The following is a 22528-nucleotide window of genomic DNA, read 5'->3' as shown; positions in this document are numbered from 1 at the left end:
CATCAATGATGGCGCCCTGCCCTGCGGCGCCGTCGAGATAAAAGCCTTGTCTGACCGCGAGTTACGCATGCCGCCGTGAAATTGTGGTTATTTTGTCGATCATGGAGTTTAAAGGTTGACACCTCGTCGATCGGCTGTAGAATGCCGCCTCACAGACGCGGGATGGAGCAGTCTGGTAGCTCGTCGGGCTCATAACCCGAAGGTCGTCGGTTCAAATCCGGCTCCCGCAACCAACGTTATAAAGAAGGCTACTCGAAAGAGTGGCCTTTTTTTTGCCCTGACGAAAAGGGCCGAACAGCATAGGTATTTGGCTGTCACATCACATTGTCATAGCCGATTGGTCTTTATCGGTTTGTTACCGTATGTTGCCGGTCGCGACAGAATTTGTGCCTTTTGCCGATACGTTTAGGAACAACCGAAACTAGACTCAAGGGTCACGAGAGGTCGCTGCCGTATTCGCCCGTTAGACGTTGAAGCGCTAACATCCTGAATTATTTTTTGCGTAGGGATTGGTAACTTGGCTGTATACCCCCATTCTGTCGCGCACGATCCAAGGAGTGATTGATGCGCGCCAACCCGTCCGACTCAAATGAAGCAGTCCCGGAAACCCCTCCGGCTCCTCCTGCCCGACTGCGTGTTCGCGAACTGGTGAGCAAATATCGTCAACCTATCGGGCTGGCTGTCACCATTATCCTGTTCGCCCTCGCATTGATCGCCTGTCGGCACATGCTGACTGAACTTGACATTTACGCGCTGCAAGATTCGCTCCTTAGCGTGCCAATGCCCTCTCTGGCAGGCGCTGTTCTGGCAACGGTCATCGGTTTTACCATTTTGCTGGGCTATGAATGGTCCGCTAGTAAATACGCCAATGTGGAACTGCCACCCAAGTCGTTGGTGATGGGCGGGTTTTGTGCCTTCGCCATCGGCAATGCGGTTGGTCTGTCGATGCTTTCCGGCGGCTCTGTGAGGTATCGCCTGTACTCTCGCCTGGGACTCGGCGCAGGCGAAGTGGCGCACATGACGCTATTTGCCAGCCTCTCGCTCGGGTGCGCGCTTCCACCATTGGCGGCATTGGCAATGTTAAGCGACCTGCCTGCTGCCTCCCTTGCGTTGCATTTGTCTGTCCCGGTACTGGCGACAATCGCCGTCGCTGTCCTCGCGCTGAGCCTGATCATCGGGGTGGCGGTCTATCGTCGCCGTCTCCCGGAACAGACCATCCCACACAACTTGCTAGTGCGCGCGGGCCGTCGCACTCTGCGTCTGCCGGGTCTGCGCCTGACACTGATGCAACTGGTGATTACGGCGCTGGACGTCGCCGCTGCGGCTGCCGTTTTGTATCTGCTGCTACCGTCCGCGCCGCCTTTTGGTGCATTTCTATTGGTGTACCTGCTGGCACTGGCCGCAGGCGTGCTCAGCCATGTTCCCGGTGGTGTGGGCGTGTTCGAAGCGATTCTGCTCGCCGCTTTTGCTGATGAATTGGGCGCGGCTCCCCTCGCGGCAGCTCTGCTCCTGTATCGCCTGATCTACGTGGTCCTGCCGCTGTTGATCGCGTGTCTGGTGCTGCTGTTCAGCGAGGCCAAGCGCTTCCTGTTCGCGCGTCAGGCCATGCGCGTCGCTTCAGGCCTTGGCGCACCGATCCTGGCCTTGTTGGTGTTTCTCTCGGGCGTCGTGCTGCTGTTTTCCGGTGCGACCCCTGAAATCGACACACGACTGGAAAGCCTGGGCTTTCTGATCCCGCATCGGCTGATCGACGCGTCCCACTTCGGTGCCAGCCTGATCGGCGTGCTCTGCCTGTTGCTCGCGCAAGGCCTGCGTCGGCGACTGTCAGCGGCCTGGATGTTGACCACTATTCTGCTGTTCGTGGGTTCAATCCTGTCGATCCTTAAAGGCTTCGACTGGGCGGAAGCCAGCCTTCTGCTGCTGACGGCGTGTCTGCTCGCCATCTTCCGTCGTTCGTTCTACCGACCGAGCCGCTTGTTCGAACTGCCTTTTTCGCCCCTGTATCTGGTGGCGAGCATCTGCGTGCTGGGGGCTTCGTTCTGGCTGCTGCTGTTCGCCTATCAAGACGTGCCCTACAGCCATCAGCTGTGGTGGCAATTCACCCTCGACGCCGATGCCCCGCGAGGTCTGCGCTCGGCACTCGGCAGTGCGGTGCTGCTGGTGATCGTTTCGTTGACGTGGCTGCTGCGCACTGCCCGCCCGCAGATCGATCTGCCGGATGAAGCGCAGCTGGCCAAGGCCGCCGAAATCATCAAAGCGTCCAATCAGCCAGACGGCGGGTTGGTGCTGACAGGCGACAAGGCTGTCTTGCTGCACCCGGATGGCAACGCGTTTCTCATGTACGCCCACCGCGGCCGCAGTCTGGTGGCGTTGTATGACCCTATCGGCCCGACCCAACAACGCGCCGAGCTGATCTGGCAATTCCGCGACCTCTGCGACGTGCATCACGCCCGGCCTGTGTTTTATCAGGTGCGTGCCGAGAACCTGCCGTTCTACATGGACATCGGTCTGACGGCGATCAAGTTAGGCGAAGAGGCCCGGGTCAACCTGCACGCGTTCGACATCGAAGCCAAAGGCAAGGAGATGAAGGACCTGCGCTACACCTGGAATCGGGGTGGTCGCGACGGTCTGTCACTGGAAATCTATGAAGTCGGCCAAGCGCCAATGGATGAGCTGAAAGTGATTTCCGATGCCTGGCTCACGGGCAAGAACGTACGGGAAAAAGGGTTCTCGCTGGGCCGCTTCAGCCTGGATTACCTCAAGCATTTCCGCATCGCCATCGTTCACTTCCAAGGCAAGCCCGTGGCGTTTTCGAACCTGCTGGAAACATCCCGACAGGATCTCGCCAGTCTGGACTTGATGCGCTCGCACCCCGACGCACCGAAGCTGACCATGGAATTCATGATGGTCGGCCTGATTCTTCATTATAAAAAGGAAGGCTACGCCCGCTTCAGCCTGGGTATGGTGCCGTTGTCAGGTCTGCAACCTCGGCGTGGGGCGCCCTTGACCCAGCGTTTGGGTTCGATGGTGTTCAGTCGCGGCGAGCAACTCTACAACTTCCAGGGCCTGCGTCGTTTCAAAGACAAATTCCAGCCTGACTGGGAACCTCGTTATATGGCCGTGCCCGCAGGACTCGATCCGCTGGTGGCACTGGCAGACACTGCCGCCCTTATCGCGGGCGGCCTGACTGGATTGGTGAAACGCTAATGATTCAACGCTACTGGCGCTTTTTGCTCGCAGCCCTGGTAATTCTGGTGGTGGCATTAGGATTCTGGCTGTGGAACCGCCCGCCCGCTCAGCCCACGCTGGAACGCATCACGCTTGGAGATGGTTCGGCCCTGATCCGTGCAACCCCGTCCACGAAGATCAAGGCGCGCGTCGCCTTGGCTGCAACGACCGAGGATTCGCTGACCGATAAGCAAGTCCTCGCCTTGAGCTACGACGCCTCGGCGCAAGTCATTCAAGTCATCTTGCCGAAAGACGATTGCCAGCTGCAGGAGAAGACTTTCACCAGCGCGCTGCAAAACCTCGGTGGCACACCGGACGTGGTCGCAGGGATCAGCGCAGGCGGTTCGGTCGCCTGGAACTGGTTGGCTGGTCAGAACAACGACAAGGCCCAGGCCATCTCGGTGAACTTCGTGCTCAATCAGCCGGACTGCAAGGTTCCGCCGCCGAAAGCCGCCGCCCATGGCAAATGGACCGTGGCGTGGAATGACGGCCCGGATGACGAGACCGCTGTATTCGTTCGCGATACGCCCAACGCCGAAACCAAAATCAGCGATTACGACATCAAGTACCCGCAGATTTTGAATACCGAAGTCCGCCACCTGCTGATTGCCGACGACGCCAACGGCGGTCTGAACATTCCAGTGGTGGAAGTGCCTTCAAGCCAACCCTCGGACACCGTCACTCTGTTCCTTTCCGGTGATGGGGGCTGGCGCGACCTGGACAAGGATGTCGCTGGCGACATGGCCAAGTCCGGCGGCTATCCGGTGGTCGGCATCGACACACTGCGCTATTACTGGGAACACAAGTCGCCAGAACAGACCGCGACCGACCTGAGCGAACTGATGGCCCACTACCGGCAAAAATGGGGTGCCAAGCATTTCGTACTCGCGGGGTATTCGTTCGGCGCTGACGTGTTGCCAGCGATCTACAACCGCTTGCCGGAAGACGACAAAGGGCGTGTGGACGGCATCATCCTGCTCGCCTTCGCCCGCAGCGGCAGCTTCGAAATCGCCGTAGAGGGCTGGCTCGGTGCCTCCGGCAAAGAAGCGGCGACCGGTCCGGAGATGGCGAAGCTGCCAGGCGACAAGGTGCTGTGCGTGTACGGCGTGGAAGAGAAGGACGAGAGCGGCTGTACCGAAGCCACTGCCCCCGGCGAGAAGATCCAGCTGCCAGGGGGTCACCACTTCGACGAGAACTACCCGTCCCTGGCTAAACGTCTGATCGCAGTCATCGACAAGTGGAAAGGCAAGGAAGCCCCACCGACGGCTGCCAACGAGTAATCCAGGGCGCAAAAAAATCCCCGCACTCGAAAGACTGCGGGGATTTTTTTTATGGCCGCGAAAGGCTCCATGGTTCAGCGACAAGCCCCATGAGTCAGGCCCCATGAGTGGCGCTGATCATCTGTAGGAGCGAATTCATTCGCGATTGGCCAGCGCAGCCGATACACCTCTATTGCCTGCCCCATTTTTCGCGAATGAATTCGCTCCCACAGGCGTACAGCGTCGGTTTTTTTGCACCGCAGCGCTGCACTCACGCTTGATGGCTTACATCTCCACCTGCGTACCCAGTTCGATCACACGGTTGTACGGCAGCTTGAAGAAGCGCAGGTTGCCGTTGGCGTTCTTCAACATGAACGCGAACAAGCCTTCGCGCCAACGCGCCATCCCGGCCAGTTTGGTCGAGACCACGGTTTCACGGCTGAGGAAGTAGGTGGTGCGCATCGGGCTGAAGTCCAGATCAGGCAAGTGGCACAACTTCAGCGCGGCAGGCACATCGGGTTCGTCAATGAAGCCGAAGTGCAGAATGACCCGGAAGAAGCCTTCACCGTACGCCTCGACTTCAAAGCGTTGCGCGGCCGGAACCCTCGGGGTGTCTTCGTAGACGACAGTCAGCAGGACAACCTGCTCATGCAGCACCTGGTTATGCAGCAGGTTGTGCAGCAATGCATGGGGCACAGCGTCCGGACGTGCGGTCAGGAACACGGCGGTACCCTGCACGCGATGTGGCGGCTGCACACGAATACTGCTGATGAAGATCGGCAGTGGCAGCCCGCCTTCGTCGATACGGTCCACCAGCAGCTGTTTGCCGCGCTTCCAGGTGGTCATCAGGATGAACAGTGCGATACCCGCCAGGAACGGGAACGCCCCACCCTGCACCACTTTCGGCACGTTGGCGGCGAAGAACAGGCCATCGACGAACAAGCAGCCCAACAGAATCGGGATCGCCACCAGCGGCGACCATTTCCACGCCAGCAGCATCACAGACGACACCAGAATGGTCGTGCACAGCATGGTGCCGGTCACAGCCACGCCGTAGGCCGATGCCAGCGCGCCGGACGATTCGAAGCCCAGCACCAGCAGGATCACACCCACCATCAGCGACCAGTTCACCGCGCCGATGTAAATCTGGCCTTGGGCATCGCTGGACGTGTGCTGGATGTACATGCGCGGGATGTAACCCAGTTGAATGGCCTGGAGCGTCATGGAGAACGCGCCGGAAATCACCGCCTGCGAGGCGATGATGGTCGCCAGCGTCGACAGACCGATCAATGGCAACAGCGCCCAACTCGGCGCCAACAGATAGAACGGGTTACGCACGGCCTCGGGGTCCTCGATCACGAGGGCACCCTGGCCGAAATAGTTGAGAACCAGCGCTGGCAGCACCAGACCGAACCAGGCGCGGGAAATCGGTTTGCGACCGAAGTGGCCCATGTCCGCGTACAAAGCTTCAGCACCGGTCAGCGCCAACACCACAGCGCCGAGAACGGCCACACCAATGCCGGGATGATCGATAAAGAACCGCACGGCCCAAGCCGGGTTCACCGCGTGCAGCACTTCGGGCTGCTGAACGATGCCGTGAATACCGAGCACGCCAAGGGTGACGAACCACAGGACCATGATCGGGCCGAACATCACGCCGATCCGCGCCGTGCCGTGACGTTGAATGAGAAAGAGAGCCACCAGCACGATCAATGCAATGGGCACGACCCAATGATCAAGCCCGTCGAACGCCAGCTCCATCCCCTCGACCGCTGACAATACCGAGATGGCCGGAGTGATCATGCTGTCGCCGTAGAACAAAGCAGCGCCAAACAGACCAAACACGATCATCGTCGCTTGCAGCTTCGGGAATTTGGCGGAGGCGCGTCGGGCCAGCGCCGTCAGCGCCATGATGCCGCCCTCGCCGTCGTTATCAGCGCGCAGCACCAAGGCCATGTACTTGAACGAAACGACCCACACCAGCGCCCAGAAAATCAGCGAGAGAATCCCCAACACCGAATCGTGGCCAGCTTGCACGCCATATCCGCCGACGAAGACTTCTTTGATCGTGTACAACGGGCTCGTACCGATATCGCCGTACGCCACCCCCACCGCTCCCACCAGCAGACTCAACGGTTTGACCGACGAATGCCCGGCCTCTGCCTGACTCGTTGCGTGACCCATTTACCACTCCTGAAACCATGACCCGAGCACCGCGGCGCGCTGCTGTCAGATTGACCCACAGCGCACCTGTAAATTCCGATTCACCCGGCCGACAAGGGCCACCGGGTTCGACGCCGCGAAGCATAGCGCAGCACTCGTCGTAATTCTCGGTATAACGCTGGTCAATCGCCGGAGTCATCGCTAGAATTGCGCACTTTTTGATCAGAGGCGCACCAAGCGCCCAGTCAATGCCCAGGCCACACGCCGGGGCGTACCTACGCCGAGGTTAGTCAATGTCCACCGTCCCCACGTCTGCCGCCCCCAAGGTCGGCTTTGTCAGCCTTGGTTGCCCGAAGGCTCTGGTCGATTCCGAACGCATCCTCACTCAGCTGCGCATGGAAGGCTATCAGGTCGTGCCGACCTACGAAGACGCCGACGTGGTGGTGGTCAACACCTGCGGTTTCATCGACAGCGCGAAGGCCGAATCCCTGGACACCATTGGTGAGGCCCTCGCGGAAAACGGCAAGGTGATCGTCACCGGTTGCATGGGCGTGGACGAAAGCGTCATCCGCAACGTGCACCCGAGCGTACTGGCCGTGACCGGTCCGCAGCAGTACGAGCAAGTGGTCAACGCCGTGCACGACGCTGCGCCGCCGAAGCTCGATCACAATCCGCTCATTGACCTGGTGCCGCCGCAAGGCATCAAGCTGACGCCGCGCCACTACGCATACCTCAAGATTTCCGAGGGCTGTAACCACAGTTGCAGCTTCTGCATCATCCCGTCGATGCGCGGCAAGCTGGTCAGCCGCCCGGTGGGCGATGTGCTCGATGAAGCCCAGCGTCTGGTCAAGGCCGGCGTGAAAGAACTGCTGGTGATCTCTCAGGACACCAGCGCCTACGGCGTCGACGTCAAATACCGCACCGGCTTCTGGCAGGGCCAGCCGGTCAAGACCCGCATGACCGAGCTCTGCCAGGCACTCAGCTCGCTGGGCGTCTGGGTGCGTCTGCATTACGTCTACCCGTACCCGCACGTCGATGAAATCATCCCGTTGATGGCCGAGGGCAAAATCCTGCCGTACCTGGACATCCCGTTCCAGCACGCCAGCCCGAAAATCCTCAAGCTGATGAAGCGCCCGGCCTTCGAAGACAAGACCCTGGCGCGCATCAAGAAATGGCGCGAGCAATGCCCGGACCTGATCATCCGTTCGACGTTCATCGTCGGCTTCCCGGGCGAGACTGAAGAAGACTTCCAATACCTGCTGGACTGGCTGACCGAAGCGCAGCTGGACCGCGTAGGGTGCTTCCAGTATTCGCCAGTCGAAGGCGCGCCTGCCAACCTGTTGGATGCGCCGATCGTGCCGGACGACGTCAAACAGGATCGCTGGGACCGCTTCATGGCACACCAGCAAGCCATCAGCGCTGCACGGCTGCAAATGAAGATCGGCAAGGAAATCGAAGTGCTGATCGACGAAGTGGACGAACAGGGCTTCGTGGGCCGTTCGTTCTTCGACGCGCCTGAAATCGACGGGAACGTGTTCGTGGAAAGCGACCGCGACCTCAAGCCGGGCGACAAGGTCCTGTGCCGCGTGATCGATGCCGACGAATACGACCTCTGGGCCGAGCCTGTCTAAGCCCCTCCGCGCTCCCTGCCTCATACACAACCCCGCCCTTCAAACGGCGGGGTTTGTTTTTTCTGGCTATCGTCACCACATCAGGAAAACGACAAGAAGAGGAGAAGAGGCAACATGACCCACCACTCGGTCATTTACCTGCCGAAAAAGCACGACTACGCCGAATTGACCCGCGTCTGGGAAGCTTCAGTTCGAGCCACCCATGATTTTCTGCCGGAAAATTACATCACACTGCTCAGGAATCTTCTGGAGACCCAGTACCTGGACGCCGTGAACCTGTTCTGCACCCGCGACTCCCAGTTGCACATCACCGGCTTTGGCGGCACCACCCCCGGCAAGCTGGAGATGCTGTTCATTGCGCCAGAGTATCGAGGGATGGGGCTGGGCAAAAAGCTGCTGGATTACGCCATCGAGCATTTTCAGGTGACTGAACTCGACGTGAACGAACAGAATCCGCAAGCGTTGGGGTTTTATGAGAAGCAGGGATTCGAGGTCGTGGGACGCTCGGAAGTGGATGGGCTGGGACGCCCGTATCCGATGTTGCGGATGCGCAAGCCAAAGCAATCCCGCGTGTCAGGCGTCAGATAATTCTGACGCCCAACGCACGAGAGGTACTACGGTCATCAATCTTTTTTCGCGCTGGAACTGATGGTGCCGAAACGCTTGTTAAAGCCTGCGATACGGCCTTCCGTCGTGGTTTTACGGGTCTGCCCGGTGTACATCGGGTGCGAAGCGCTGGACACGTCCAGAGCGACATATGGGTAAGTGTTGCCGTCGCTGTGCTTCTGCGTGCGGTCAGTGTCGACCGTGGAACCGATCAGGAAAAACACGTCGGCAGCGGTGTCGTGGAACAGGACCTGACGGTACTCGGGATGAATGTTCGGCTTCATGCTGCTCTCCAAATGTAAGTAATCATGTAATACGTTATACAGTAACAACTACCAAAAGTTCAATCGCAACTTTTTTGTAACGGTTACAACTTTCGTCTTTGCTGAGGCCGCCAGTGCCGCTAAGGTTCGCGCCGCTGTCAAAAGCACCGCCCCGATACTGCCTCGGGAATGGAATAGATGAGTTACCAGGAGGTTGTGTAATGCCCATGATTGATCGCTATGAACTGTCCCTTCCCGGCCACATGCGGCTGATCGATGCACGAAGCGCGCTGAATTATCTGGAGCGCTTTATTCATGATGCCGATGGCCCGATCGACAGCAAGGTGCTGGCTGACAAGCTGGAGCCACTGGTCGAAGCGCTTCACGACGCGTCTGATGAAACACGTCCGGTGGACGGAAGGGATGCGTTCGCGAGAGAAGTCTGCAGGCTGAACTACATCATGCTGTCCCTTCAGGAGCACGAAGTCCTGCAAGAGATACGCAGCTGCACCGAAGAAGGGAGAGAAGAAATCTACGCGATGATCAGCGAAATTCAGGATCGTATGGCACAGCCTGATCCTCAGTAATCGCGTTCGAGCTTATCCCGTTAGTCACGCCTATAACCCGCAGAGGAGACATTGAAAGCAACGAGGCGCGCCATTGCAGCGCGCCTTGCCTAAATCATGCCGCTTCCTGAAAGTCCATCTCGGGCGGCTGGCGGCGGAAACCGCCTGTGAGCCACGCCAGGTAGAGACAACCCAGCGCCAGCCAGCTCAGGCCCAGGATAAGCGCCATCTTATCCAGGCTGACCATCAGCCACAGACACGCCGCCGCACCGATGAGTGGAAAAATCAAAAACAGCACGAACTCACGTAAACCGCGGTTCTTGGCGCCGATCCAGTAGTGGAAGATCACCGATACGTTGACGAGTGTGAAAGCGAGAAAAGCGCCGAAGTTGATGAAGGAAGTGGATGTCGTTACGTCCAGTTTCAGCGCCATCAGCGCCACCACGCCACACAATACGATGCTGTTGACCGGTGTGCCGAAGCGCTCACTGACGCGGCCAAAGAAAGAAGTCGAGAGCACGCCGTCCCGGCCCATCGCGTACAGCAACCGCGATCCGCTCGCCTGAGCAGCCAGGCCCGACGCGAACTGTCCAACCACCATGCCAATCATGAAGAAGCTGACGAAGAGGTCACCGCCGATGTTCTTCGCGATCTCGTAGGCCGCTGAGTCCGAGTTTTCGAACACGATGGAGGGATGCGCCAGTTGTACGAAGTAAGAAACGACGATGAAGATCAAGCCACCAATCAGCGTGATGAGCATGATGGCCCGGGGAATGGTGCGAACCGGATCTTTGGTTTCTTCGGTGAGCGTACTCACGGCGTCGAAGCCCAGGAAGGAGTAACAGGCAATGGCCGATCCGCCCATGATCAGGGGCAACTTCATATCGCCCGAGATAAATGGGGACAATGTCCAAAGAGGCGTACTCGCGTCTCCGGCGATGTAGTGAATGCACAGCACCACGAACGCTACCAACACCAGCATCTGGATGAGCATCAACAACGCGCTGACTTTATTGGCCAACTTCAAGCCAACGATGTTGATGACGCTGGTGACGATAATGAACGCAAGGACCCAAACGGCCTGAGGCACTGAAGGAAACGCAGACCCCAGATAAGCGGCGCCGATGAGCCAAATCGCCATCGGAAGGAAGAGATAATCGAGCAGAACGGCCCAGCCAGCGAGGAAGCCCAGTTTGGGACTGATGGCCTTTCGCACGTAGCTATAGGCTGATCCCGCCACTGGATACGCAGCGGCCATGTGGCCATAGCTCAAGGCGGTGAAAAACATCGGAATCAATGCGGCCAGATAAGCGGCCGGCACCATGCCGTTGGTTGATGTGGCGAGAATGCCGAATGTTGCCAGAACGACGGTAGGGGTCATGTAGGCGATGCCAAAAAGCACCACCGCCCCCAATGAGAGAGTGCGTTGCAGACGAGCCATGAGCTGTTACTCCGGGATTATTGGTTTTATGGCAGAGAAAACTTCGGCGGAACAAAAACGTTATTTTTATCGGTGGACACTCATCGCTCTCACCTCGGAGTGAGAGCGACGGACGATTGAAGTCAGGCCTCAGGGGATCAAGAGCTCCCGTAGACCGTTGGCATGCTCGATCACTTCGCCAGGGAGGCGTATGCGCTGATCATCCAGGTACCGATAGTCCTGACGCGCCGCCTGCAGTTGGCTGAAGTCGAGTTCAAGACTGAATTGGGATTCTTCACGCCCGGCTTCATGCAGAAGCGTGCCGAAGGGGTTGACCAACGCACTTCCACCCGCGAACACCAGACTGCCCGTACCCGCTTCTACGCGGTTGACCATGATCGCCAGCGTCTGATTCTCCTGCGCCCGCGCCATGATTGCGGTGCGGTGGACAGGACCGTAAGGGTCCATGTTGCCGTTGGTGACGATCAGGAGATCGACGCCCAATTGGGCCAAAGCTCGTGCTGTTTCCGGGAACTCGATGTCGTAGCAAATCAGCAGCCCTACGCGCACACCGTTCCACTCACAGGTGGCGTAACGGTCGCCCGGAAGGAACACGTTTCGCTCCGACGGCCACAGGTGGGTCTTGCGGTAGCGAAGCGCGATTCCCTCGGGCGTGATCAGCAAGGTGGTGTTGTAGAACCGGCCTTCATCGTTTTCCGCGAAGCCAATGGCAACCGCGATATTTCGGGCGCGAGCGGCATCCTGCACCGCTTGCACGGTCGGACCGCTCACCGGTTCGGCAACGGCAGCCACCGTCTCCACGGTGGGAAAACCCATCAGGTAAGTTTCTGGAAACACCACCAGTTGGGTGTCTGGATCGCAAGCGTCGATCGCCGCAAGGGCACGTTGCAAGTTGTGGGCTGTGTCACTGTCCCGGCCCGACAATTGGGCAAATTCGACCTTCATGGGTTCTCCTTATCGAGTCACGCTGCCGATCCGGCGAAAAATGCTGGCCTGATCATTGGCTCTGCGGGCAGTATGCGCATCAGCATGTGTTACGGGGTATTACGCAGCTGTAGTAACCCAATAGGGGTAGTTCAATGACCATCGCACTTCAGGACATCGCCTGGCATCGCTCGGTCGCGCAGTTGATCGAAGCGCTGGACCGGCCGAACTTCTGGGCGCAACTGGTGCGCCTGCTCGATCAATACGTCAGTTTCGATAGTTGGGTCGTGCTGCAATTCAGCGCTGGCCAACGCCCTCTGGTCTTTGCGGAATCCCCCGGCGAGGACGGCAGCCCCGACCAGTTGTTTCAGGACTACCTGAAGGGTTTGTACCTGCTCGACCCCTTCTACATCGCCAGTCGCGAGCGCTCGCAAAGCGGCCTGTTTCGCCTGGCCGAGGTGGCGCCTGAACACTTCGAATTGACCGAGTATTACCAGCGCTATTTTCGTTTGAACGTCGTGGCCGACGAGATCCAGTTCAATTGCCAGCTCGATGGCGACCGCACCCTCTGCCTGTCTCTCGGTTCGAAGCAACGCTTCAGCGCCGAACAGATCGCCCTGCTGTCGATGATTCAACCGTGGGTCATTGCGCTGCTGCGTCAGCGGCTGCCCTTGGAGTTGACAGAGCCGGTGTCGGACCACGAACCACCTGCCGCGCAGCTGCCGGTCACTGACTGGCGTACGCAATTGGAAGCGTCGGTGCAACAGAGCCGGGGTGCGCAATTGACGGCCCGGGAACTGGATGTGGGGCGCCTGATGCTCAGCGGCTGCTCCAGCAAGGAAATTGCGCGCAAATTGGAAATATCCGCCGAGACCGTGCGCGTACACAAGAAACATATCTACAGCAAACTGGGGATCAAATCGCAATCCGAGCTGTTTTCGATTTTCCTTCAGGCCCAAAGCGCTTGAAGCAAAGCAAAGTCTTGCCGAACGAAGGCGCGGCACAGCGCTACCCCAATCACCGTGGAAAGACCTAAAGGATCGCCTATGAGCCTGTCCCTTCTAAGCCGTTACGCTTTTTTTGTCGGCTGCGTGCTGTTTACACTTTTGAGTCTCCCATTCCTGCATCACGAATGGCTGTGGCCCTTCACCCTCGTCACCGCGTTGCTCAGCCTGGTCGGTATTTTTGACCTGATTCAGGTGCCGCACTCGGTCCGTCGCAACTACCCGATCCTGGGCAATATCCGCTATGCCGTTGAAACCATTCGCCCGGAAATTCGCCAGTACCTGCTGGAGTCCGACAGCGACGCCCTGCCCTTTTCTCGCGCACAACGCTCGCTGGTCTACGCCCGCGCTAAGAATGAATCAGCCGACAAGCCTTTCGGTACGTTGATCGACGTGTACCAACCGGGCTTCGAGTTCATCAGCCACTCCATGCGCCCCGCGCCCTTGTCCGACCCCAATCTGTTCCGCGTCACAGTGGGCGGGCCCCAATGCACGCAGCCGTACTCGGCGTCGATTTTCAACATCTCCGCGATGAGCTTCGGTTCGCTCAGCGCCAACGCCATTCGCGCGCTGAACAAAGGCGCCAAGCTGGGCAACTTCGCCCACGACACAGGCGAGGGCAGCATCAGCCCGTATCACCGTGAAAACGGTGGCGACCTGACGTGGGAGCTGGGCAGCGGCTATTTCGGTTGCCGCACGGAAGATGGCCGCTTCGACCCCGAGAAGTTCGCCAAACAGGCACAGGACCCGCAGGTACGGATGATCGAAATCAAGATGAGCCAAGGCGCGAAACCGGGCCACGGCGGCATCTTGCCGAAACACAAGGTCACCCGAGAAATCGCCGACACTCGTGGGATTCCCATGGGCGAAGACTGCATCTCGCCGTCGCGCCACAGCGCGTTTTCCACCCCGTTCGAGATGATGCAATTCATCGCTCAATTGCGTGAGCTGTCAGGCGGCAAACCGGTGGGATTCAAGTTCTGCCTGGGCCATCCGTGGGAATTCATGGGCATTGCCAAAGCGATGCTGGAAACCGGCATCCTCCCTGACTTCATCGTCGTCGACGGTACGGAAGGCGGGACAGGCGCGGCACCGGTGGAATTCACCGACCACATGGGCGTGCCGATGCGCGAAGGACTGCTGTTCGTACATAACACGCTGGTGGGCCTGAACCTGCGGGACAAGATCAAGCTCGGCGCCAGCGGCAAGATCGTCAGCGCGTTCGACATCGCCAGCGTGTTGTCCATCGGTGCTGACTGGGCCAACTCGGCGCGGGGCTTCATGTTCGCCATCGGCTGCATTCAGTCCCAGAGCTGCCACACCAACAAGTGCCCAACCGGGGTCGCGACCCAAGACCCGCTGCGCCAGCGTGCCCTCGTCGTGCCCGACAAGGCGCAGCGCGTTTACAACTTCCACCGCAGCACCCTGCACGCTTTGGCGGAGATGATCGCCGCTGCGGGGCTGGACTCGCCGTCGCAACTGGAAGCCAGACACCTGGTTCGCCGCCAGTCCGCCACGGAAGTGAAACTGTTTTCGGAATCCCACGTGTTCCTGAAACCGGGCCAACTGCTTAACGGCATCGTCGACGACAGCTTCTATTCCCGCATGTGGCGCATGGCAAGGCCGGACAGCTTCGAGGCGAACGAGATCTAAAACCGCTCAAGGCGTCGGACAGGGCCTTGAGCCACCCTGCCCGACGTCGTAGAGCCGCAGCCGGTTATCGCCTCTGATCTGGGTGTCCGCCCATCGCCATTGACAGGGAAGCGTCAGCTGAAAATCGGTGGCATCAGCACCATCCACCAGCCAGACACGGGCGGTGCCTGCCGGAAGGTGATTGAGGCTTTCGAGATAGAAATCGTCCTGGCCGGAAGCGTAAGGCGCCTTGAACCGGCAATACACCACGCACTCCGCTCCGCTTCCCTGTACCCGAGGCGCATACAGCAACGGTTTACCGGCGTGACGGCTGTAGTAAACGAGGCTTGGATACCAGAAGTAATTCAAGACAACGACTTGATCAGTCGGCTGGTAGCGGTGGTCGATCCATTCGGCGATCAGGTTGATACGCTCTTGAGTCTCACGGCCGTCGGCGTTGGTGGTGTCGTACTCCCCGTACAGGTTGCGCATGCCGAATGCCTCAATGCCGATCAATATGAGGCACCCGATCGCCGCCAGCCCCGTCCGTTTGCGGGCCACTTCGTCCAGCGCAATTCCCAAAATAATCGGCAGTGCAAGCGCCGAGAACAAAAAGTAACGGGCGACGAACAGGGGCAACTGCCATGACACGACGAAAATCACCAGCAGTGGCGCCCACAGGTAGATCACCAACAGTAAACTCAGGCGTCCGGGCCGCATATCGCGCAGCAGACAGAGGACGCAGATACCTGCCAGCACCGGCACCGGTGCCCAGCGGACCAGGGCAGGCCACTGCGCGCCATTCACCAGCGTCAGGTACTGCCAGAGCGCCGACGGGATTGCCGCCAGCGTGACGGGATGAATCCAGCCAAGATTGCTGGACTGACCGAGTTGAGCAACGAACACTGGAAGCCAGGGCAGAAACAACAATGCAATCGTCAAATTGGCCAACCACCACGCCGACCGCAGAATGAGTCGAGGGGCAGTCTCATTGGGCATTGGGCGCATGGCCAGCAAGAACAACCAATGCGACAGTATGCCGAGAATCGCAAAGTAATGGGTGTATAGCCCGGCCGTAATCAATAGCGCGTAAACCACCAGAGGCATGTACCGCGACGGCGCTTTCATCCAGTACACCAGTGCGATCATCGCCCCCGTCATCCACACGGCTAACAGCGCATACATGCGAACTTCATGACTGTATCGGACCGCGATGGGAAGCATGACGAGCAGAATCCCGGCGAAAACTGCAGCGCGACGAGTGCTTACCAGACGGGTCAGCCACATCCCCATGCCCACCGTCAGCACACTCGCGAAAGCGCTTAAGCCACGCATGGCTATCAGGCCGTCGCCCAACAACGCGATCCATCCCTTGAGCACGAAATAGTAAAGCGGGGGGTGCACGTCCGAGACTGAAATCGACCAGAGTTCGCCCAGCGAATGCGTGCTCATCACCCTGCTGAACGCTTCGTCATACCAGAGCGCAGCCCCGTCCAGCCGATACAGGCGCACTGCTGCAGCGGCAGCTAAAATCAACCCCCACAGGCAGGCGTCGCGCAGGTCGCCGGAGGAGGAAGGTCTCACCACGACGCCGTCATCCATTTGCGTCCTCATGCCTGATGATCTGCTTCACCACATACCGCGGCCGATGCTTGCTCTCCAGGTAAATCCTGCCGATGTACTCGCCCATGATGCCGATGCCGATCAGTTGTACACCGCCGAGAAAAAGGATCGACACCATCAGCGAGGAATACCCAGGCACTGGATTGCCATTGAGGGCGAAATTCAGGATCAGGTACACCGAATACGCCAAGGTGAGCAGTGAGATGACGCCACCCACATAGGTCCACACTCGCAAGGGCACCGTGCTAAACGACGTGATGCCGTCCAGTGCCAGATTCCACAGCTTCCAGACATTGAATGTGCTGCTGCCTGCCGCCCTTGGCGCGCGATCGTATTCGACTGTAACCGTATCGAATCCGGCCCATGACAATAGGCCTTTCATGAACATTTGCTGTTCAGGCATGCCTTTGATGACCTCGACGACTTTGCGATCCAGCAGCCTGAAATCACCTACATTTTCATCGATTCGCGTCGCTGAAATCCGACGCAGGATTTTGTAGAACAGCGCCGCAGAGCAGCGTTTGAAAACGCTATCCATGCTGCGATGCCGACGTTTGGCGAGCACCACTTCCGCGCCGTCACCCCACGCTTCGATCAGTTGAGCGATGACGCTGATCGGGTCCTGAAGATCGACGTCTACCGGAATCACTGCGTCGCCCGTGGCGTGTTCGATGCCTGCGAACAGCGCCGCCTCTTTGCCGAAGTTGCGCGACAACGTCAGCAGCACGACGAGAGGGTCGCGCTGAACAATGCGCTTCGCGATCCGGCCTGTCTGATCCTGGCTGCCGTCGTCGATGAACACGATCTCGACCGTCCAACGCCGCAGTTGCACATCCTCGCGGACAGCCCGGTAAAACAGGCCGATGGAACGTTCCTCGTTGTAGAGCGGCACCACCAGCGAGACGTTCACAGAATGCGGTCCTGAAACACGACATGCCGGGCGAACGTGTACCCCAGCACCAGGCTCACGGCGCAGAACACGACGAGCGTCACCAGCGGCGACCACGCCAACCCATCACCCAGGGCGCCGACACTCAGACTGACCATCCCCATGAACGCGCCATACAGCCAGTAACGTCGCCAAGAGCGATGACTGTCGAAAGTAAACTGGGCATTGAGCAAGAAGGAGAGCGACACCGCTGCAAGAAATCCGATCAGATTGCTGCTGGTCTGGTTCATCCCCCACAGCAGGTTGCACGCCAAAAAGATCAGAGCGTGAACAGCACTGTTAACTAACCCTACCAGGCAATAGCGGGTGATTCGATGCAGTGTCGTCATGAGCGACAATCCGTGTCCATACCGTCCTGGCCACTGCAGACCCGCACCGGCTGCGAGTCATGAACCTCCGTTTTCTCAAGTGAAGCTTCTCTCGTAACCCACTGCATGACCGATGGTCGGACGCGAGGTCTTGATCGGCCGCTCTGGTCCAGCGATCTCTCCTGTTACTGTAAACATTCTGTAATACCCGCCCTTTGCATTTCATGCCCGAAAGCGCCACCCTGCGCGCCGCCGATCAGCCCCCACTGGCGGTGCGGAACCAAGGCCAGGCATGGCCCTCTTCTTTAAACAGACTTTCAAAGAGCTCACCGTCATGACGAACGGACGCGACCATCGAATCGACTTCTTTCGAGGTCTGGCGCTGATCTTCATTTTTTGGGATCACGTACCGGAAAACCCCTTCGCGCAATTGACCCTGCGCAACTTCGGCTTCAGCGATGCGGCGGAGGTCTTCGTTTTTCTGGCGGGTTACGCCGCTGTGCTGGCCTACGGAAAAGTCGCTCAGCGTGACGGTTACGTGGTCGCGTGCATCCGCATCTTGCGCCGAACGTGGGTGTTGTACGTGGCGCATATCTTTCTGCTGACGCTGCTGATGGGGATCGTCTTCGTCGCCAACAACCATGTCGACACCCGTGACATGGTGCGCGAGATGGGTCTTGAGTATTTCGTCAGCAACCCTCAGCAGGCCTTGGCGGACGAATTGCTGCTGCGCTTCAAACCCAACCTGACCGACCCCTTGCCGCTGTATATCCTGCTGATGGGCACGTTGCCGCTGGTGCTGCCGATCATGCTGCGTAATGCAGCTGTCGCGGTTGGCCTGTCGATTGCCCTGTACATGATGGTGCCGCTGTTCGGGTGGAACTTGCGCGCTTACGAGGGCGGCGGTTACTGGTACTTCAACCCCGTGGCGTGGCAACTGATTTTCGTCCTTGGCGGCGCGTTTGCGATGTACACGCAACGGCCGTCGCCCCCTGCCCTTCAACCACGCCCACTCTGGCGCCAGCCGCTGTTTCTGATCGCAGGGGTTTACCTGCTGATCGCTGGCACCATCACTTTTCTGTGGAAATTTCCCGCGATTCACGACGCCCTGCTGCCCAAGGCCTTTACCGACCTGATCTACCCGATCAGCAAAACCGACCTGTCGCCCCTGCGTTTGCTGCACTTCGTCGCGCTGGTGTACGTCGTGGCGAAAGCGCTGCCGTCCTCACAGGCCTGGCTCAACAACTGGCCCGCCCAACAAACCTGCCGCATGGGCCGCTACTCGCTCGAAGTGTTCTGCCTGGGCGTGCTGCTCGCGCCATTGGCCGACGGGGTCAATGCCTTGGCGGGTGACGTCTGGCAGATGCGCGTGATCACGGCATGGGTCGGTCTGGGCCTGATGTTGCTATTGTCCAATTGGCTCGAACTGAACAAGCGACTCGGCACCCCGAAAGTGCCCCAAGTCGCGGGGGTTTGACCTTGTAGCCGCACGGCTTGCCAAGGGTGACGATTTCTGTGGGAGCGGATTCATTCTGCTCACAAATTTTTCCCCCTCCCCGCCCAGCGTCTAAGCTTGTAGTCAGGTGCGATTAACAGGTTTAACCGGGCCAGCGATATGGGCGCTTTGTGGCATTCCGATGCGAAGAAAGCTGCAGTCACGGCTGACAGTCAGGGAAACGTTCCAGAACCAACACGCCCGAGCCACTGGCGTCATGTGTGGCGAGTGCTGTTGCTTCTGGTGCTGGCGGGATTGGTGATCCTGGGATTTGCCGTCGCTTCGGAAGTGCGCAGTTCGAGGCTTCAGGCGCGAGAGTTCACCCGGTTGGCCCACGACCTCAAATACACAGTCGAGCCTGGCGCCAGCGATGCGATTCTCTATCCCGGCGACGGCCCGTTCGACAAACGCCTGGGCTATTCATCGCTGGGCGAATTCCTGCCCAAACTGCTCAAGCGCGATTACCGCATCACGGAACAGTCGCAATTTTCCCCTGATCTGCTCGCCTACGCCAAACGCGGCTTTTTCGTGCCTTACGAAGAAAAAAGCCAATCCGGCCTGACCATCGCCGACTGCCGAGGCGACGCGCTTTATCAGTTCACCTACCCCCAACAGCTGTACCCGACTTTCGCGTCGATCCCACCGGTGGTGGTCAATAGCCTGCTGTTCATCGAAAACCGCGACCTGCTCGACCCTCGGCAGCCCCTCGCCAACCCTGCCGTGGACTGGCCGCGCTTCCTCAAGGCCGCAGTGTCCCAAGTGGCGAAGATGGTCGGATTGCCAGGCCAGTCGGCGGGGGGCAGTACGCTCGCCACGCAACTGGAAAAGTACCGCCACTCGCCGGATGGCCTGACCCAATCGGGCGGCGAAAAGATTCGTCAGATGGTCTCCGCCAGCGTGCGCGCCTATCAGCCAGGTTCGGAAACGCTGGAAGCCCGCCAGCGTGTGGTCCGTGACTACCTCAACAGTGTGCCGCTGTCCGCTGTTCCGGGGCATGGCGAAGTGCATGGCATGGCGGAAGGACTGCGCGTCTGGTACGACGCCGATTTTGACCGCACCAACACACTGCTGGCGTCTCCCGCCAAGGACGCGAAGACCCTCGCAGCGCAGGGCCTGGCCCTGCGTGAAGTGCTGTCTTTGGTGATCGCGCAACGCAGGCCTTCGCATTATCTGGCCAAGGGTCGCAAGGAATTGGCCGACTTGACCGACAGCCATATCCGTCTGCTGGCGCAGAACAAAGTGATCGACCAGACCCTCGCTGACGCTGCGCTGAATGCCACCGTGACCTATCGCGATTGGGTGCAGCAGCCGACCGTGCAGCCCATCGAAACCAACAAGGGCATTACCGTGGCGCGCACGCGTCTTTCCAACATGCTCAACCGTCCGCTGTACGATCTGGATCGCCTCGATCTGTCAGCGACGAGCACCCTGCAAAACGACCTGCAAGCCAGCGTCGGCCAATATTTGCGTGACCTTGCCAACCCGGAATACGCGGCAAAGTTGGGCTTACTCGGTGAGCATCTGCTGACCCCGGCCAGCACGCGAGCCGTGCGCTACAGCTTCACGCTGTTCGAACGTGACCTTGATGGCTCGCGGGTGCGAGTGCAGACCGACAGCACCGATCAGCCGTTCGACATCAACGAAGGCAGCAAGCTGGAGCTGGGGTCAACCGCGAAAATGCGGGTGTTGACGACCTATCTGCAAATCATCACCGAACTGCACGACAAGTACGCGGGCATGAGCAACGCCGAGCTCAAGAAAGTGCCGGTCGAAGAACCTGATCGACTAAGCCGCTGGGCCTTGGATTATCTGATGCAGAATCCGGATCGCGACCTGTCGAAAATGCTCGCCGCCGCGCTTGACCGCAAATACTCGGCCAGCCCCGGCGAGAATTTCTTCACGGGCGGCGGCATGCATCACTTCAATAATTTTCGGCGCGAAGACAACGAGCGCAACCCGACCTTGCGTGATGCGTTGCGGGAGTCGATCAACCTGCCGTTCATTCGACTGATGCGGGACGTGGTGCGCTACGTCACTTATCAAGGGCCGAACAACAGCGCGGTATTGATGAAGGACGACAGCGACCCCCGCCGCCAGGAATACCTGGCAGACTTCGCCGACCGCGAAGGCACGTCTTTTTTGCTGCGGTTCTGGAAACGCTACAAAAACAAAACCACGCAAGACCGCCTCGATACCTTCCTTGACGGCGTGCACCCCTCGGCCAGTCGCATGGCCGCCGTGCACCGCTACCTGCTGCCGAACGCCAGTCAAAGTGCGTTCAACGCCTTCGTTCGCGCGCACACCGTTGCGGATAAATCTCAGCCACCCGTCACCGAGAAACGGCTGGATGAACTGTACTTCGCCTACGGACCGGGCAAGTTCGACCTGCCGGATCAGGGCTATATCGCCCGCGTTCACCCGCTGGATCTGTGGCTTGTGGGCTACCTGCTGCAAAACCCCGACGCGAAGTTCAAGGATGCGGTCGCCGCCAGCCGGTTCGAGCGCCAGGAGGTGTACAGCTGGCTGTTCAAGAGCCGTCACAAAAGTGCCCGCGACAGCCGTATCCGGACGATGCTGGAGATCGAAGCGTTCCTCGACATTCATCAGCGCTGGCAAAAGCTGGGCTACCCCTTCGACCATTTGGTGCCGTCGCTGGCCACCGCGATTGGCAGCTCGGGGGATCGTCCGGCCGCGCTGGCGGAGCTGATCGGCATCATTCAGAACGACGGCATTCGCCTGCCGGTGTTGCGCATCGACAGCCTGCATTTCGCCGCCGACACGCCTTATGAAACCCTTCTCAACAACAACCCGGAACTGGGCAAACGCGTGTTGCCGTCAGAGGTGGCGACGGCCATGCGTGAGGCGTTGTCGCAGGTGGTGGATGCCGGGACTGCACGGCGCGTGTCGGGCAGCTTCAAGACTGAGAATGGCACGGCACTGGCCATGGGCGGCAAGACCGGGACGGGTGACAACCGCATCGAAAGCTTTGGTTCGGGCGGCCGGATTCTGGCGTCGAAGGCGATCAATCGCACGGCCACGTTTGTGTTCTACATCGGCGACAACCACTTCGGCACCTTGACGGCCTATGTGCCGGGACGCGCCGCCGAAGCCTTCAAATTCACCTCCGCCTTGCCGGTGCAGGTGCTCAAGGGTATGGCGCCGATTCTCAACCGCTACCTTGAACCGGGAACGTACACCCAGTGCAAGGCACCGCCTGCGGCGCAGGTGGCGAGCGCACGTTAAAACCAAGCCCCCCCGGCACGCACGAGATAACCTGTGGGAGCGAATTCATTCGCGATTGGCCGGTACATCCGATGGAGATGCAACGGCTGAACAATCGATTCGCGAATGAATTCGCTCCCATAGAGACAATCCCGCTTTCAGCGACACACTTCCAAGGATCGCATTCCTCACACGCCTCTCAGATGAGAACCGT

At 59.2% G+C, this 22528-nt stretch carries 16 protein-coding genes and 1 tRNA gene; 10 read left to right on the top strand and 7 right to left on the bottom strand.

What is annotated here, in order from left to right; genetic code table 11:
• Positions 1–156 precede the first annotated feature (156 nt).
• The 3 genes from AAEO81_RS07175 (at position 157) to AAEO81_RS07165 (ending at position 4508) form a co-directional block, all read left to right on the top strand.
• A tRNA-Met gene (locus AAEO81_RS07175) sits at positions 157–233 on the top strand.
• Between the two features lie 331 nt (positions 234–564).
• Positions 565–3207, top strand: coding sequence for a bifunctional lysylphosphatidylglycerol flippase/synthetase MprF (gene mprF / locus AAEO81_RS07170; RefSeq protein ID WP_341962533.1), 2643 nt, complete (start codon positions 565–567; stop codon positions 3205–3207).
• On the top strand, positions 3207–4508 hold the full coding sequence (locus tag AAEO81_RS07165) for an AcvB/VirJ family lysyl-phosphatidylglycerol hydrolase (RefSeq protein ID WP_341962532.1): 1302 nt from the start codon (positions 3207–3209) through the stop codon (positions 4506–4508). Before mprF ends, AAEO81_RS07165 begins: the two co-directional genes overlap by 1 nt.
• A 264-nt stretch (positions 4509–4772) precedes the next feature.
• Here AAEO81_RS07165 and AAEO81_RS07160 read toward each other — a convergent pair whose 3' ends face one another.
• Positions 4773–6671 (bottom strand): potassium transporter Kup, encoded by a 1899-nt coding sequence (locus tag AAEO81_RS07160; protein WP_166596246.1) that lies wholly within the window; start codon positions 6669–6671, stop codon positions 4773–4775.
• A gap of 272 nt (positions 6672–6943) precedes the next feature.
• Here AAEO81_RS07160 and rimO point away from each other — a divergent pair, with 272 nt between their 5' ends.
• Together rimO and AAEO81_RS07150 are read left to right on the top strand one after the other, a co-directional pair.
• Entirely contained in the window at positions 6944–8281 is a 1338-nt protein-coding gene (gene rimO, locus AAEO81_RS07155) for a 30S ribosomal protein S12 methylthiotransferase RimO (protein ID WP_341962530.1), read from the top strand.
• Between the two features lie 114 nt (positions 8282–8395).
• Positions 8396–8869 (top strand): GNAT family N-acetyltransferase, encoded by a 474-nt coding sequence (locus tag AAEO81_RS07150; protein WP_166596244.1) that lies wholly within the window; start codon positions 8396–8398, stop codon positions 8867–8869.
• A 35-nt stretch (positions 8870–8904) separates the two neighbouring features.
• Here the strand turns inward: AAEO81_RS07150 and AAEO81_RS07145 are convergent, their stop codons facing one another.
• Entirely contained in the window at positions 8905–9171 is a 267-nt protein-coding gene (locus AAEO81_RS07145; RefSeq protein WP_341962526.1) for a type B 50S ribosomal protein L31, read from the bottom strand.
• A gap of 200 nt (positions 9172–9371) precedes the next feature.
• Here AAEO81_RS07145 and AAEO81_RS07140 point away from each other — a divergent pair, with 200 nt between their 5' ends.
• Complete coding sequence (locus AAEO81_RS07140; RefSeq protein WP_341962524.1) at positions 9372–9737, top strand: hypothetical protein; 366 nt, start codon at positions 9372–9374, stop codon at positions 9735–9737.
• Positions 9738–9831: 94 nt separating this feature from the next.
• Here AAEO81_RS07140 and AAEO81_RS07135 read toward each other — a convergent pair whose 3' ends face one another.
• Both AAEO81_RS07135 and AAEO81_RS07130 read right to left on the bottom strand, forming a co-directional pair.
• On the bottom strand, positions 9832–11157 hold the full coding sequence (locus tag AAEO81_RS07135; RefSeq protein WP_341962522.1) for an APC family permease: 1326 nt from the start codon (positions 11155–11157) through the stop codon (positions 9832–9834).
• A gap of 129 nt (positions 11158–11286) precedes the next feature.
• Positions 11287–12102 carry a carbon-nitrogen hydrolase family protein gene (locus AAEO81_RS07130; protein WP_341962520.1) on the bottom strand — a complete coding sequence of 272 codons (816 nt, stop codon included), beginning with the start codon at positions 12100–12102 and terminating at the stop codon, positions 11287–11289.
• Positions 12103–12236: 134 nt separating this feature from the next.
• On the opposite strand from AAEO81_RS07130, the gene AAEO81_RS07125 reads away from it, so the two are divergent.
• Both AAEO81_RS07125 and AAEO81_RS07120 read left to right on the top strand, forming a co-directional pair.
• Entirely contained in the window at positions 12237–13049 is an 813-nt protein-coding gene (locus tag AAEO81_RS07125) for a LuxR C-terminal-related transcriptional regulator (protein ID WP_341962518.1), read from the top strand.
• Between the two features lie 78 nt (positions 13050–13127).
• Entirely contained in the window at positions 13128–14738 is a 1611-nt protein-coding gene (locus AAEO81_RS07120; protein ID WP_341962516.1) for an FMN-binding glutamate synthase family protein, read from the top strand.
• Positions 14739–14744: 6 nt separating this feature from the next.
• On the opposite strand, the gene AAEO81_RS07115 is transcribed toward AAEO81_RS07120, so the two are convergent.
• From AAEO81_RS07115 to AAEO81_RS07105, 3 genes are read right to left on the bottom strand one after another with little or no spacing between them, the layout of a single operon-like run.
• The gene (locus tag AAEO81_RS07115) at positions 14745–16319 is read right to left on the bottom strand and encodes a glycosyltransferase family 39 protein (protein ID WP_341962514.1); all 1575 of its coding nucleotides are present in this window, start codon (positions 16317–16319) and stop codon (positions 14745–14747) included.
• Positions 16312–17250 (bottom strand): glycosyltransferase family 2 protein, encoded by a 939-nt coding sequence (locus AAEO81_RS07110; protein WP_341962512.1) that lies wholly within the window; start codon positions 17248–17250, stop codon positions 16312–16314. The genes AAEO81_RS07115 and AAEO81_RS07110 overlap by 8 nt, the downstream gene beginning before the upstream one ends.
• Positions 17247–17618, bottom strand: coding sequence for a GtrA family protein (locus AAEO81_RS07105; RefSeq protein WP_341962510.1), 372 nt, complete (start codon positions 17616–17618; stop codon positions 17247–17249). The genes AAEO81_RS07110 and AAEO81_RS07105 overlap by 4 nt, the downstream gene beginning before the upstream one ends.
• 313 nt (positions 17619–17931) lie before the next feature.
• Here AAEO81_RS07105 and AAEO81_RS07100 point away from each other — a divergent pair, with 313 nt between their 5' ends.
• Together AAEO81_RS07100 and AAEO81_RS07095 are read left to right on the top strand one after the other, a co-directional pair.
• Complete coding sequence (locus tag AAEO81_RS07100; protein WP_341962508.1) at positions 17932–19074, top strand: OpgC domain-containing protein; 1143 nt, start codon at positions 17932–17934, stop codon at positions 19072–19074.
• 138 nt (positions 19075–19212) lie between these two features.
• Positions 19213–22335, top strand: a complete 3123-nt coding sequence (locus AAEO81_RS07095; protein ID WP_341962506.1) for a transglycosylase domain-containing protein — start codon at positions 19213–19215, stop codon at positions 22333–22335.
• Positions 22336–22528 lie beyond the last annotated feature (193 nt).

The organism is Pseudomonas sp. RC10 (genome assembly GCF_038397775.1).
In the GTDB taxonomy this organism is placed as follows: domain Bacteria; phylum Pseudomonadota; class Gammaproteobacteria; order Pseudomonadales; family Pseudomonadaceae; genus Aquipseudomonas; species Aquipseudomonas bambusae.
This window is presented reverse-complemented; position numbering and strand designations above follow the sequence as displayed.

What these genes read in the sequence shown, in the direction of transcription:
- AAEO81_RS07120 (WP_341962516.1), top strand. Translation starts at nt 13,128, where the DNA reads ATGAGCCTGTCCCTTCTAAGCCGTTACGCTTTTTTTGTCGGCTGCGTG.
- rimO (WP_341962530.1), top strand. Translation starts at nt 6,944, where the DNA reads ATGTCCACCGTCCCCACGTCTGCCGCCCCCAAGGTCGGCTTTGTCAGC.
- AAEO81_RS07145 (WP_341962526.1), bottom strand. Translation starts at nt 9,171, where the DNA reads ATGAAGCCGAACATTCATCCCGAGTACCGTCAGGTCCTGTTCCACGAC.
- AAEO81_RS07160 (WP_166596246.1), bottom strand. Translation starts at nt 6,671, where the DNA reads ATGGGTCACGCAACGAGTCAGGCAGAGGCCGGGCATTCGTCGGTCAAA.
- AAEO81_RS07115 (WP_341962514.1), bottom strand. Translation starts at nt 16,319, where the DNA reads ATGGATGACGGCGTCGTGGTGAGACCTTCCTCCTCCGGCGACCTGCGC.
- AAEO81_RS07095 (WP_341962506.1), top strand. Translation starts at nt 19,213, where the DNA reads ATGGGCGCTTTGTGGCATTCCGATGCGAAGAAAGCTGCAGTCACGGCT.
- AAEO81_RS07140 (WP_341962524.1), top strand. Translation starts at nt 9,372, where the DNA reads ATGCCCATGATTGATCGCTATGAACTGTCCCTTCCCGGCCACATGCGG.
- AAEO81_RS07135 (WP_341962522.1), bottom strand. Translation starts at nt 11,157, where the DNA reads ATGGCTCGTCTGCAACGCACTCTCTCATTGGGGGCGGTGGTGCTTTTT.
- AAEO81_RS07125 (WP_341962518.1), top strand. Translation starts at nt 12,237, where the DNA reads ATGACCATCGCACTTCAGGACATCGCCTGGCATCGCTCGGTCGCGCAG.
- mprF (WP_341962533.1), top strand. Translation starts at nt 565, where the DNA reads ATGCGCGCCAACCCGTCCGACTCAAATGAAGCAGTCCCGGAAACCCCT.
- AAEO81_RS07100 (WP_341962508.1), top strand. Translation starts at nt 17,932, where the DNA reads ATGACGAACGGACGCGACCATCGAATCGACTTCTTTCGAGGTCTGGCG.
- AAEO81_RS07130 (WP_341962520.1), bottom strand. Translation starts at nt 12,102, where the DNA reads ATGAAGGTCGAATTTGCCCAATTGTCGGGCCGGGACAGTGACACAGCC.
- AAEO81_RS07150 (WP_166596244.1), top strand. Translation starts at nt 8,396, where the DNA reads ATGACCCACCACTCGGTCATTTACCTGCCGAAAAAGCACGACTACGCC.
- AAEO81_RS07165 (WP_341962532.1), top strand. Translation starts at nt 3,207, where the DNA reads ATGATTCAACGCTACTGGCGCTTTTTGCTCGCAGCCCTGGTAATTCTG.
- AAEO81_RS07105 (WP_341962510.1), bottom strand. Translation starts at nt 17,618, where the DNA reads ATGACGACACTGCATCGAATCACCCGCTATTGCCTGGTAGGGTTAGTT.